A 12572-nucleotide genomic window follows, 5' to 3' on the forward strand; every position below is an offset into this window, starting at 1 on the left:
GATCCTTCGTTCGTGACGAAGTCCCGCAGAGAGGCGGGACGGATGGCTCGAATCTATGCTCGTGCTGTGGTGGCCCGATATGGCGCCGGAACAAGCGTTACCGTTTCGTGACCTAAGGTCGGCGGGCTAGCCTGAGGCGATGCCGACCCGAATCGTCATCGCTTCCCCCGAGGGCCACGCAGGCAAGTCGATCGTCGCGCTGGGGCTCCTCGAAGCGCTCAGCCGAAGGGTCGAGCGAGTCGGCGTCTTCCGACCCGTGGCGCGCTCCGCGCAGGAGCGCGATCGTGTGCTCGAGCTCCTGCTCGCGCACGAGGCCGTCGACCTCGACTACGAGGAGGCGATCGGCACCACCTACGCCGCCGTGCACGACGACGCAGAGGCAGCGCTGGCCACCATCGTCGACCGCTACCACCGCATCGACGAGCGCTTCGACGCCATCGTGATCGTCGGCTCCGACTACACCGACGTCGGCAGCCCGACCGAGCTCGGCTTCAACGCCCGCGTCGCAGCCAACCTGGGCGCCTCGGTGCTGCTGGTGCTCGGCGGTCGCGACCCCGAGACGGACGCGCCGCGCAGCGCCGACCAGCTGCGCCAGCTCGCCGACGTCACCACCGCGGAGCTCGCCCAGGCCCACGCGTCCATCGCCGGCATCGTCGTCAACCGCGCCGAGCCCTCGGCGATCGACGCGATCCCGGGCGCGGTGGCGGATGCGGTGCCCGACGGCGTGCCGATCTGGTCGATCCCGGAGGACGCGCTGCTGAGCGCCCCGAGCGTCGGCGCGCTGTTCGCCGCGACCGACGCGAGCCTCCTGCGCGGCGACGCCGACCGGCTGGCGCGCGAATCGCTCGGCACGGTGGTCGCCGGCATGTCGATGGAGCACGTGCTCGAGCGGCTGATCGAGGGGGGCATCCTCGTCATGCCCGGCGACCGCTCGGATGTGGTCGTCGGCACCCTGCTCGCGCAGCAGTCCGACACCTTCCCCTCGATCGCCGGCATCATCCTCAACGGCGGCTTCGAGCTGCACCCCGCCGTGCAGCGACTGCTCGACGGCCTCGACCTGGAGCTGCCGATCGGCACGAGCCCGCACGGCACCTACGAGACCGCCCGCCGCATCGCGACGACCAGGGGATCGCTGATCGACGGCACCCAGCGCAAGCGCGACTCGGCGCTCGCCCTGTTCGAGCAGCACGTCGACGCCGAGGCGCTGCTCGAGCGGCTCGAGGTCGCGACGACCGACGTGGTGACCCCGCTCATCTTCGAGCACAGCCTCATCGAGCGCGCCCGGCAGAGCGTGCGCCACATCGTGCTCCCGGAGGGCGACGACGACCGCATCCTGCAGGCCGCCTCGACGGTGCTGGCCCGCGGCATCGCCGAGCTCACGATCCTCGGCGACGAGCCATCGATCCGGCAGCGGGCCGCGAGCCTCGGGCTCGACCTCTCCCGCGCGCGCGTCGTCTCGACCGATGACGAGGAGCTGCGACCGAGGTACGCCGCCGAGTACCAGCGCCTGCGAGCCCACAAGGGCGTCACGATCGAGCAGGCGATGGAGCGGCTGCTCGACGTGAGCTACTTCGGCACCCTGATGGTGCACACCGGTGACGCCGACGGGATGGTATCCGGTGCGGCGCACACCACGGCGCACACCATCAAGCCGTCGTTCGAGACGATCAAGACCAAGCCCGGTGTCTCCGTCGTCTCGAGCGTGTTCCTGATGGCGCTCGCCGACCGCGTGCTCGTCTACGGCGACTGCGCGGTGATCCCGGAGCCGACCGTGGAGGAGCTCGCGGACATCGCGGTCTCCTCGGCGCAGACGGCGCGCGACTTCGGCATCGAGCCGCGCGTGGCGATGCTCTCCTACTCCACGGGCGAGTCGGGCACGGGCGCTGAGGTCGACCGCGTGCGCGCGGCGACCGCCCTGGTGCGCGAGCGCGCGCCCGAGCTGGCGGTCGAGGGCCCGATCCAGTACGACGCGGCGGCGGATGCAGCCGTCGCGCAGAAGAAGCTGCCGCAGTCGCAGGTGGCGGGGCGCGCGACCGTGTTCGTCTTCCCCGACCTCAACACGGGCAACAACACCTACAAGGCGGTGCAGCGGTCGGCGGGGGCGCTCGCCATCGGCCCGGTGCTGCAGGGCCTGGCCAAGCCGGTCAACGACCTGTCCCGCGGCGCGCTCGTGAGCGACATCGTCAACACCATCGCCATCACCGCGATCCAGGCCCAGGGCGCGCGCGACGATGACCAGCCGGCGCCCGACGCGCGCACGCAGGGTGCAGCATGACCGCCTCGGTCTTCGTCATCAACGCCGGGTCGTCGAGCCTGAAGTACCAGCTCGTCGACGTCGACTCCGGCGAGGCGCTCGCGAGCGGGCTGATCGAGCGCATCGGCGAGACCACCGGGCGCGCGAAGCACCAGGTGCCCGGGCGCGAGGACGTCGTGGAGCAGCGCGTCATCACCGATCACGCGCACGCGTTCGGCTGGGTGCTGCGGCAGCTCGACGCGCACGGGCCAGACCTCGACGACGCCCACCTGATCGGCATCGGCCACCGGGTCGTGCAGGGCGGCGCGCGCTTCGACCGGGCCGTCCTCGTCGACGACGACGTGGCCCAGCAGATCGACGACCTCGCCCCGCTCGCGCCGCTGCACAACCCCGCGAACCTCCAGGGCATCCGCTCCGCCCGCGCCGCGTTCGCCGGCTTCCCGCACGTCGCCGTCTTCGACACCGCCTTCCACCTCACCATCCCGCCCGCTGCGCATCGCTACGCGATCGACGAGCAGGTCGCCGCCGAGCACCGCATCCGCAAGTACGGCTTCCACGGGACGAGCCATCAGTTCGTCTCCCGTCGCGTGGCCGAGCTGCTGGGCAAGCCGCTGACGGAGGTCAACTCGATCGTGCTGCACCTCGGCAACGGCGCCTCGGCGACGGCGGTGCGCGGCGGCGAGAGCATCGAGACCTCGATGGGGATGACGCCCCTGGCGGGTCTCGTGATGGGCACGCGGTCCGGGGACATCGACCCGGGCGTCGTCTTCCACCTGCACCGCACCGCCGGCATGTCGATCGACGAGATCGACGCGCTGCTCAACAAGCGCTCTGGCCTGCTCGGCCTGACGGGCACGGGCGACATGCGCGACGTGCAGCAGGCCGCGGACGCCGGCATCGCGCGCGCTGGCGAGGCCCTCGAGATCGTCGCCCATCGGCTGCGCGGCACCGTCGGCGCCTACCTCGCGCACCTCGGCCGCACCGACGCGATCGCCTTCACCGCCGGCATCGGCGAGAACGCGCCCGCGGTGCGCGCAGCCGCGCTCGCGGGCCTCGAGGGCCTCGGCATCGTCATCGACCCCGAGCGCAACGCCGGCCGCGGCGAGCGCCGCATCTCGGCCGACGGCTCGGCGATCGAGGTGTGGGTCGTGCCGACCGACGAGGAGCTCGAGATCGCGCGGCAGGTGGCGGCGCTCGTCCGCTGATGCCGCTCAGCGCTCGGCGAGCTCGCCGATCGCGAAGCGGGTGAGCTGCTCGGTGGGCAGCGCCTGACCGCCGTGCTGGGCGCCGAAGGCGTCGGTCGCATCGGTGCCGCAGATGGCGAGGATGCGGTCGGGGCCGCCTGGGTGCTGCGCCACCCACTCGGTGACGTCGTAGACCGTGCCCTCGATCGCGACCCAGCAGGACGCGGCGTCGTCGTGCTGCGCCACCTCGGAGAGCCCGATCTGCGTCGAGCCGTCGCTGCTCGACGACGGTGCGGGGGTGTCCTCGGCCGATGCGCCGGGCGCCTGCGTCGCATCCGCGCCCTGCGGGGCGCTCGGATCCAGCGGGGCCTCTGCCTGGCCGGCACCGATGCGGTCCTCCCAGACGGCGGTGGCGCCCGTGTGCCCGGTCAGCACGGCGACGATGATCGAACCGACCGCGATGGTGGCGAGCACGGTGCCTGCGATCAGGCCCATCACGCCCGTCGAGCGGTTGCGCCGGTCGGCCTTGCCCTGCCACAGCCACCACGCGAGGGTCGCCGCGAACAGCAGCGCGCTGATGATGAGCACCCAGTTGCCGAGCTGCTCGTGCTGGCCGGGGGAGCCGACGCGAGCGGCGAGCGCCTCGCCGGAGAGCTTCGCCACGAGCGCGCCGACGGTCGCGATGCCGAGCACCGCGACGACCGGCCAGGCGAGCGAGGCGCGCCAGCGCGGCACGAGTAGCGCCAGCACCACCCCGATCGCGCCGAGGGGCAGCAGCACGACCGGCATGTGCACGGCGAGCGGGTGCAGCGGCAGCCCGAACGCGAGGTCGAAGGGGCTGGTCGATTCGGCGATGGAGCGCATGGCGCAACGCTACAGCGGCTCGCTTCGCGCACAGCGGCGACGTTGGGTACCATGGTGGCGGCTCCCCGCGTGGCGCCATCCAGGCCAACTCCCCCAGGTCGGAGACGAAGCAAGGGCAACCGGGCTCTGGCGGGTGCGCGGGGAGTCTTCCTCGTCGTGGAGGCCGTCTGCGGGTGTCACCGGTGCCAAGTAGCCTGGAGCCCATGGTCGCAGCCCTCTACCGCCGGTACCGGCCGGAGTCGTTCGCCGAGCTCATCGGGCAGGCGCACGTGACCGATCCGCTGCGCACCGCGCTGCGCGCAGACCGCGTGAACCACGCCTACCTCTTCTCCGGCCCTCGCGGCTGCGGCAAGACCACGAGCGCCCGCATCCTGGCGCGCTGCCTGAACTGCGCGTCGGGGCCGACGCCCGAGCCCTGCGGCACCTGCGACTCGTGCGTCGAGCTCGGTCGCGACGGCGGCGGTTCGCTCGACGTGGTCGAGATCGACGCCGCGAGCCACGGCGGCGTCGACGACGCCCGCGACCTGCGGGAGCGTGCGACCTTCGCGCCCAGCCGCGACCGCTACAAGGTCTTCATCATCGACGAGGCGCACATGGTGACCTCTGGCGGCTTCAACGCGCTGCTGAAGATCGTGGAGGAACCGCCGGAGCACATCAAGTTCATCTTCGCCACGACCGAGCCCGAGAAGGTGATCGGCACGATCCGATCGCGCACGCACCACTACCCCTTCCGGCTCATCGCGCCGGCGCCGATGCTGGAGTACGTGCAGCGCCTCTGCGGCGAGGAGGGCGTCGAGGTGGATCCGGGCGTGCTGCCGCTCGTCGTGCGGGCTGGCGGCGGCTCGGCTCGCGACACGCTGAGCCTGCTCGACCAGCTGATCGCGGGCTCGGAGGGGCGCGTGGCGTACGAGAGCGCCGTCGCGCTGCTCGGCTTCACGCACGGCGAGCTGCTCGACGACATCGTCGGTGCCCTGTCGGCGGCGGACGCGTCGAGGCTGTTCGCATCCATCGATCGCGTCGTGCAGACCGGGCAGGATCCGCGCCGCTTCGTCGAGGACCTGCTCGAGCGCTTGCGGGACCTCATCGTCGCGCACGCCGCGAGCGACCCGGCGGCGATCCTGCACGGCGTGCCGGAGGACGAGCTGGCCACCCTCGTCGAGCAGGCCGGCGGCTTCGGCGCCGCGGAGCTCTCGCGCGCCGCCGACATCGTCGCGCGCTCGCTCACGGACATGGCCGGTGCCACGAGCCCGCGCCTGCACCTCGAGCTGATGGCCGCGCGCCTGCTCGTCCCGGAGTCCGGCGACGTCGAGGTGGGCACGCTCGCGCGCGTCGAGCGGATCGAGCAGCGGTTGGAGGGCGCGGTCGCTGCGCCTCCCGCCGCGCCGCCCGTGCAGCAGGAGCCGGCTGCTCCGCGTCGGGCGGCGAGCCGGGCGCCGTCGAGCGCTGCCCAGGTCGAGCCTGCCGGGCCCGCGTCGGCCGGTCCGGCGGCGGCCGAGACCGCGTCGGTCCAGCCTGCGGCGGCCGAGACCGCGTCGACCCAGCCTGCGGCGGCCGAGCCAGCACCTGCCGAGCCTGCACGCACCGCGTCCGCGCCCACCGAGGCCGTGCCTGCCGAATCGGCGACCACCGAGTCGGCGACCACCGAGTCGGCGACCACCGATCGTGCCCCTGCCGAGCCTGCGCCCGCGGTGCGCGCGTCCGCCGAGGTGCCCGTCGCGAACGGGACAGCTGCGTCGGAGGTGCCGGTCGCTGGGCCGGCCGCCGAACAGCTCGTGGTGGCCCCCGCCGCCCCGATCACGTTCAAGCAGCTGCGCGACAGCTGGGACGAGGTGCTGCAGAAGCTCGCCGACCACCACCGCACGGCCTGGATGCTCGTGTCGAACACCACGCCCATCGACCTGAAGGACGGCGATGTGCTGCTGCTCGGCTTCCAGTCCGACAGCGACGTGCAGCGGTTCCGGGAGGCGCACGGCGCGAAGCCCAGCGTGGCGGATCTGCTGCGCACGGCCATCGAGGAGCTCCTCGGCATCCAGGTGAAGTACGTCCCGCGCACGCGGCAATCCGGTCGCGCTCCCGGCCAGCCGCAGCCCTCCGAGCCCGGCGAGGAGCGCCGAGCGGCAGTGGCCCCGGCACAGGAGGCCACCGACTCGGCGCCACCCGCGCAGCAGCCGACCGACACGGAGGCGCCGAGCCAGCAGCCCGAGGCTGCCGGCGCCGCCTCGGCGCCCCCGGCCACGGCGGAGCCCGCAGCGGGACCGGTCGTCGGGTGGGCGGTCGCCGCGATCCCGAGCGACGCCGAGGCGCCGCCGGAGGACCTCCCGGAGCAGTCGCTGCCCGACGAGCCCGAGCCCGACCCGTTCTCGTTCGTGTCCGCTCCCGACGCCCCGGCGCCCGCCGTGCCGACGCGCTCCGAGCCGGCGGCATCGGCTCCCCTGCCTGCGGGCCCTTCGCTCAGCGAGCTCGCCAAGGCGGCGCCGGCGCCCGAACCCGCGCTCTCCGCCTCACAAGCCGCTCGCTACGGCGAGGCGGTCGTGCGCGAGGAGCTCGGTGCAGAGCTGATCGAGGAACGACCACGCGTGCGAGGGGAGCGCTGACATGTACGACGGCATCGTCCAGGACCTGATCGACGAGCTCGGCCGCCTGCCGGGCGTGGGCCCGAAGTCTGCCCAGCGCATCGCCTTCCACATCATCCAGACCGAGTCCTTCGACGTCGACCGGCTCGCCACCATCCTGCAGACCGTGCGCCAGCGCGTGCGCTTCTGCGTCGTCTGCGGCAACATCGGGGAGCAGGAGCGCTGCTCGATCTGCCGCGACCCGCGGCGGGTGCCGACGACCATCTGCGTGGTCGAGGAGGCGAAGGACGTCGTCGCGATCGAGCGCACCCGGGAGTACCGCGGGCTGTACCACGTGCTCGGCGGGGCGCTCAACCCGATGCAGGGGATCGGCCCCGATCAGCTGCGGGTCGCGTCGCTCATGAGCCGCTTGCAGGATGCGGCGATCGAGGAGATCATCATCGCCACCGACCCGAACGTCGAGGGCGAGGCGACCGCGACCTACCTGATCCGCTCGCTGCTGCCGATGGGCGTGCGCATCTCGCGGCTCGCGAGCGGCCTGCCGGTCGGCGGCGACCTGGAGTTCGCCGACGAGATGACGCTCGGCAGGGCCTTCGAGGGGCGTCGCGCGGTCGAGCACTGAGTCGCCGCATGGCCGGAATCGGCGCGCCCGAAGCCTAGACTGGGGAGTTCCAGGGGTGCAGAGGAGCGACGTGAGCCTCATCGTGCAGAAGTACGGCGGGTCCAGTGTGGGCGACGCCGAGGGGATCAAGCGCGTCGCCAAGCGGATCGTCGAGACCCGCAAGCGCGGGCACTCCGTCGTCGTCGTCGTCTCCGCCATGGGCGACACGACCGATGAGCTCCTCGACCTCGCGCACCAGGTGGTGCCGACCCTGCCGGCGCACGGCCGCGAGCTCGACATGCTGCTCACCGCCGGCGAGCGCATCTCGATGGCGCTGCTCGCGATGGCGATCAAGTCGCAGGGAGCCGAGGCCGTCTCGTTCACGGGCAGCCAAGCGGGCATGCTCACCGACGACCGCCACGGCTCGGCCCGCATCGTGTCGGTGACGCCCGGCCGCGTGCGCGACGCCCTCGACCGCGGCCAGATCGCGATCGTGCAGGGCTTCGCCGGCTTCAACAAGGTCACCGGCGACATCACCACCCTCGGCAGGGGCGGTTCCGACACCTCCGCCGTCGCCCTGGCGGCCGCCCTCGAGGCGGACGTGTGCGAGATCTACACGGATGTCGACGGGGTCTTCTCCGCCGACCCCCGCGTCGTCCCGCTCGCCCGCCGCATCCCTCGCATCACCAGCGAGGAGATGCTCGAGCTCGCTGCCGGCGGGGCGAAGGTGCTGCACATCCGCAGCGTCGAGTACGCCCGCCGCCACGGCGTCACCCTTCACGTGCGCTCGTCGTTCACGAACGACGAGGGCACCATCGTGTACGACCCAGAGAGAGCAGGGTCCCAAATGGAAGAGCCGATGATCGTGGGCGTCGCCCACGACCTGTCAGAGGCCAAGGTCACCGTCGTCGGCACGCCCGACGTGCCCGGCGTCGCGGCCCGCATCTTCACGATCGTGGCCGAGACCGGCGCGAACATCGACATGATCGTGCAGAACGTCTCGGCCGCCACCACCGGCCGCACCGACATCTCCTTCACCCTCCCGAAGGAGGAGGCGGGCACGGTGCTCGACGCGCTCGAGGCGCACCGGGAGGACGCCGGCTTCGAGCAGCTGCACTACGACGACCAGATCGGCAAGCTCGCGCTCGTCGGCGCCGGCATGCGCACGAACGCGGGCGTCTCCGCACGCCTCTTCCGCGCGCTGTCGGAGTCGGACATCAACATCGAGATGATCTCCACCTCCGAGATCCGCATCTCGGTGGTGACCCGCGCCGATCAGCTGATCGACGCGGTGCGCGTGGTGCACTCGGCCTTCGACCTCGACGCCGCAGAAGCGGCTGTCGTGCACGCGGGGACGGGTCGATGATCCGGCAGCTGCAGGCCGAGCCGGGGCACCGCAGGCCCATCGCGATCGGCGTCGTCGGCGCCACCGGGCAGGTCGGCGGCGTCGTGCTGCGCCTGCTCGCCGACCGCGACGTGCCGATCGAGCAGCTGCGGCTGTTCGCGTCCGCGCGCTCGGCGGGCACCGAGCTCGAGTTCCGCGGGCAGCGGATCACCGTCGAGGATGCCGAGCAGGCAGACCCGAGCGGCCTCGACATCGCCATCTTCTCAGCGGGCGGGGCGACCTCGAAGCGCCTGGCGCCGAGGTTCGCCGACGCCGGGGTGATCGTCATCGACAACTCGTCGGCGTGGCGGATGGATCCCGACGTGCCGCTCGTCGTCGCGGAGGTCAACCCGCACGCGATCGCGGGCGCCGTGAAGGGCATCATCGCGAACCCCAACTGCACCACCATGGCCGCGATGCCGGTGCTGAAGCCGCTCGATGTGGCGTCCGGGCTCGTGCGGCTGGTCGTGACGACCTACCAGGCCGTGTCCGGCTCCGGCCTCGCCGGTGTCGAGGAGCTGCGCGGTCAGCTGGAGCAGGCGGCCTCGCAGCACCCGGAGCGCCTGGCGCACGACGGCGGCGCCGTCGACTTCCCGGCGCCCGCCGTCTACACCCAGACGATCGCGCACAACGTGCTGCCGCTCGCCGGGTCGATCGTCGACGACGGGACGGGGGAGACCGACGAGGAGCAGAAGCTGCGCAACGAGTCGCGCAAGATCCTGCAGCGCCCCGAGCTGCGCGTCGCTGGCACCTGCGTGCGGGTGCCGGTGTTCTCGGGCCACTCGCTGGCGATCCACGCGGAGTTCGAGCGCGACCTGAGCCCCGAGGCCGCCCGTGAGCTGCTCGCGCACGCGCCGGGCGTGGCGCTGGTCGACGTGCCGACGCCCCTCCAGGCGGCCGGCGCCGACCCCTCGCTCGTGGGGCGCATCCGTGCCGACCAGTCGGCCGAGCCCGGCAAGGGCCTCGTCCTCTTCGTCTCGAACGACAACCTGCGCAAGGGAGCGGCGCTCAACGCCGTGCAGCTGGCAGAGCTGGTCGCCGAGCGCCTCGGCTGACGGCGGCCCCGCACGCGGCGGAGCCGCCGGCAGCGATCACGCAGCCGGTGCGCTCGAGGGGGAGGGCGGCTCGGCGCTGTGCCGGCCGGCGGCCTCGCTGTCGCCGGCGTCGTGCCCCTCGACGCCGGCGACGAGCGGCGCGTCCGCGGGCTCGTCGTCCGCAGCCTCCGAGGTGCGCGCGAAGTCGCCGCCGCCACCGGTGCGCTCGACGGGCGACCCCGCATCTGCCTCACCCGAACCGATGCGCGTCTCGACCCAGTGCTTCGCGTCGGCGGCGCGCTCGCCGATGGTCTGGCCCGCGCCGTGCGCCTGATCGCCGATCTGGTCGGCACGATCCTTGACCCAGCCGGCCGCGTCGCCCAGCTTGCCCTTGGCGTCATCCAGGATTCCCATGGTGCTCCCTCTCGTCGGTGACCGGCGGCAGCGCCGTCGGTCGCGGGCCATGCTAGGGGCGTCATCTGGGGATGGCGTCCCCCCGTTCTGGAGCCTTGTTCTAGAATCGGTGGCGTGACCAAGACCATCGACGTAGCCCTCATCGGTGGAGGGATCATGAGCGCGACGCTCGGAGCCCTCCTGCACCGCCTCGAGCCGACGTGGTCGATCGCCATCTTCGAGCGCCTCTCCGACGTCGGCCTCGAGTCGTCGAACCCCTGGAACAACGCCGGTACCGGCCACGCGGCGCTCTGCGAGCTGAACTACATGCCCGAGGGCAAGGACGGTTCGATGACGACGGCGAAGGCCGTCGACATCAACGAGCAGTTCCAGCTCTCGCGCCAGCTGTGGGCGTCGTTCGTCGAGGACGGCACGCTGCCCGACCCGAAGAGCTTCATCTCGCCCACGCCGCACATGACCTTCGTCTGGGGCGAGGAGAACGTCGACTACCTGCGCCGCCGCTGGGAGCTCCTCAAGGACGAGCCGCTGTTCGCAGGCATGGAGTACTCGGAGGATGCCGAGGTCATCCGCAGCTGGGCCCCCACGCTGATCCCCGGTCGCAAGAAGTCGCAGCGGATCGCGGCGACGCGCTCCACCGACGGCACGGACGTCGACTTCGGCGCGCTGACGCGCATGCTGATCGGCAAGCTGCAGGACGAGGGCGCTGCGCTCAGCACCGATGTGACCGTCACGGGCCTGAAGCGGCTGCCGGAGGGCGACTGGCGCATCAGGCTGCGGCGGGAGGTCGGTCAGGCGAAGTTCGAGGTCAAGGCCCGCTTCGTGTTCGTCGGCGCGGGCGGCGGTGCGCTCAAGCTGTTGCAGAAGTCCGGCATCCCCGAGGCGAAGGGCTTCGCCGGCTTCCCCATCTCCGGCGCGTTCCTGCGCACCGACAACCCGGATGTCGTCGCGCGCCACACGGCGAAGGTCTACGGCAAGGCGAGCGTCGGCGCCCCGCCGATGTCCGTGCCGCACCTCGACACGCGCGTGGTGGACGGCGAGGCCAGCCTGCTCTTCGGCCCCTACGCCGGCTGGAGCCCGAAGTACCTGAAGACCGGTAGCGTCACCGACATGTTCGAGACCATCAAGGGTCACAACATCTGGCCGATGGCGCGCGCTGGGCTCGCGAACCTCGATCTCGTGAGCTACCTCGTGGGCGAGGTCTTCGCCTCCCGCAAGCAGCGGCTCGACGCGCTGCGCGAGTTCATGCCCGACGCGAAGGACGAGGACTGGCGCCTGATCGTCGCCGGTCAGCGGGTGCAGGTGATGAAGAAGGATGCCGAGAAGGGCGGGGTGCTGCAGTTCGGCACCGAGCTCGTCACCGGCGCCGACGGCACCATCGCCGGCCTGCTGGGTGCCTCGCCCGGCGCCTCGACCGCCGTGCACGTCATGCTGACGCTCTTCGAGCGCTGCTTCCCCGAGAAGATGCCGGTCTGGAGCGAGACCCTCCGCGAGCTGATCCCCAGCTACGGCACGAAGCTCAACGACGACCCCGAGGCTGCACGAGCAGCGCTCGAGCGCACCGCGCGCACCCTGCGACTCGTGGAGACGTCGGGTGCTCCAGCGCTCGACGAGGCTGCCGCGGTGAAGGTCTGAGGCACCGATCATGCCCACGACCGAGACCGAGACCGGCGCCCCGCGCTCGGTGAGCGTCGTCGCCGGCGGGGCGCTCGGAGCAGCGCTGCGCGAAGCGATCGCGGGCGATCCCTCCCTCACCCTCAACGCCGTCGCCGGGCGCTTCACCGAGCTGGTGGTCGACAGCGGCTTCCCGGGCGATGTCGTCGTGCTGGCCGAGGAGCCGGGCCGTGCGCTGTTCGCCCACGCGCAGACCGCGGCCGCGGCTGGCGCGCTCGTCGTCGTGCACGCCGACGTCGACGAGGATCTGCACGAGGCGCTCTCCGCCACTGGCGCCACCATCGTGCCGCTCGCCGACAGCGCTGCGGCGGTCGCCGAGCGCATCGGGGCGACGCGCCCTGCGCGGCGTCGGAGCTCGCGACTGCTGGGCGACTTCGAGCGGCGCCCTCGCCTCTCCTCCGGCGAGCGGCGAGCGCTCGCGCACTACGTGCAGGGGCTCACCACCGTGCAGGTGGCGGCCGAGATGGGGGTGGGCTACGAGACGGCGAAGACGTTCCTGCGTCGTGTGCGCGCGAAGTACGCGGCGCTCGATCGCCCCGCGAGCAAGCGGTCGCAGCTCATCAACCGCGCAGAGGAAGACGGGATCCTCTAGC

At 72.3% G+C, this 12572-nt stretch carries 10 protein-coding genes and 1 other RNA gene; 9 read left to right on the forward strand and 2 right to left on the reverse strand.

The window, feature by feature from the left end; translation table 11 throughout:
- Nucleotides 1-139: 139 nt before the first annotated feature.
- Nucleotides 140-2275, forward strand: coding sequence for a phosphate acetyltransferase (pta, locus tag AA0Z99_RS00870; RefSeq protein ID WP_413318571.1), 2136 nt, complete (start codon nt 140-142; stop codon nt 2273-2275).
- Complete coding sequence (locus tag AA0Z99_RS00875) at nt 2272-3459, forward strand: acetate/propionate family kinase (protein ID WP_413318572.1); 1188 nt, start codon at nt 2272-2274, stop codon at nt 3457-3459. The genes pta and AA0Z99_RS00875 overlap by 4 nt, the downstream gene beginning before the upstream one ends.
- 6 nt (nt 3460-3465) lie before the next feature.
- Here AA0Z99_RS00875 and AA0Z99_RS00880 read toward each other — a convergent pair whose 3' ends face one another.
- Entirely contained in the window at nt 3466-4302 is an 837-nt protein-coding gene (locus AA0Z99_RS00880; RefSeq protein ID WP_413318574.1) for a cytochrome b5 domain-containing protein, read from the reverse strand.
- Nucleotides 4303-4358: 56 nt separating this feature from the next.
- Between AA0Z99_RS00880 and ffs the strand changes: the two genes are divergently transcribed.
- The 5 genes from ffs to AA0Z99_RS00905 all read left to right on the forward strand — a co-directional run bounded on the left by ffs (nt 4359) and on the right by AA0Z99_RS00905 (nt 9915).
- Nucleotides 4359-4455: signal recognition particle sRNA small type (gene ffs, locus AA0Z99_RS00885), an RNA gene on the forward strand.
- A 50-nt stretch (nt 4456-4505) separates the two neighbouring features.
- Nucleotides 4506-6896: a DNA polymerase III subunit gamma and tau gene (locus AA0Z99_RS00890; protein WP_413318576.1), complete on the forward strand. Its 2391-nt coding sequence runs from the start codon at nt 4506-4508 to the stop codon at nt 6894-6896.
- A 1-nt stretch (nt 6897) separates the two neighbouring features.
- Entirely contained in the window at nt 6898-7497 is a 600-nt protein-coding gene (recR, locus tag AA0Z99_RS00895) for a recombination mediator RecR (RefSeq protein ID WP_413318578.1), read from the forward strand.
- Nucleotides 7498-7567: 70 nt separating this feature from the next.
- Nucleotides 7568-8842, forward strand: a complete 1275-nt coding sequence (locus AA0Z99_RS00900) for an aspartate kinase (RefSeq protein WP_413318580.1) — start codon at nt 7568-7570, stop codon at nt 8840-8842.
- Nucleotides 8839-9915 (forward strand): aspartate-semialdehyde dehydrogenase, encoded by a 1077-nt coding sequence (locus tag AA0Z99_RS00905; RefSeq protein WP_413318582.1) that lies wholly within the window; start codon nt 8839-8841, stop codon nt 9913-9915. Before AA0Z99_RS00900 ends, AA0Z99_RS00905 begins: the two co-directional genes overlap by 4 nt.
- 36 nt (nt 9916-9951) lie before the next feature.
- On the opposite strand, the gene AA0Z99_RS00910 is transcribed toward AA0Z99_RS00905, so the two are convergent.
- Nucleotides 9952-10308 (reverse strand): hypothetical protein, encoded by a 357-nt coding sequence (locus AA0Z99_RS00910; RefSeq protein WP_413318584.1) that lies wholly within the window; start codon nt 10306-10308, stop codon nt 9952-9954.
- 114 nt (nt 10309-10422) lie between these two features.
- On the opposite strand from AA0Z99_RS00910, the gene AA0Z99_RS00915 reads away from it, so the two are divergent.
- Nucleotides 10423-11940 carry a malate:quinone oxidoreductase gene (locus AA0Z99_RS00915; RefSeq protein WP_413318586.1) on the forward strand — a complete coding sequence of 506 codons (1518 nt, stop codon included), beginning with the start codon at nt 10423-10425 and terminating at the stop codon, nt 11938-11940.
- A 10-nt stretch (nt 11941-11950) separates the two neighbouring features.
- On the forward strand, nt 11951-12571 hold the full coding sequence (locus tag AA0Z99_RS00920) for a helix-turn-helix transcriptional regulator (protein ID WP_413318588.1): 621 nt from the start codon (nt 11951-11953) through the stop codon (nt 12569-12571).
- Nucleotide 12572: the final 1 nt, after the last annotated feature.

This window comes from Agrococcus phoenicis, assembly GCF_047302415.1.
Taxonomy (GTDB): Bacteria; Actinomycetota; Actinomycetes; order Actinomycetales; family Microbacteriaceae; genus Agrococcus.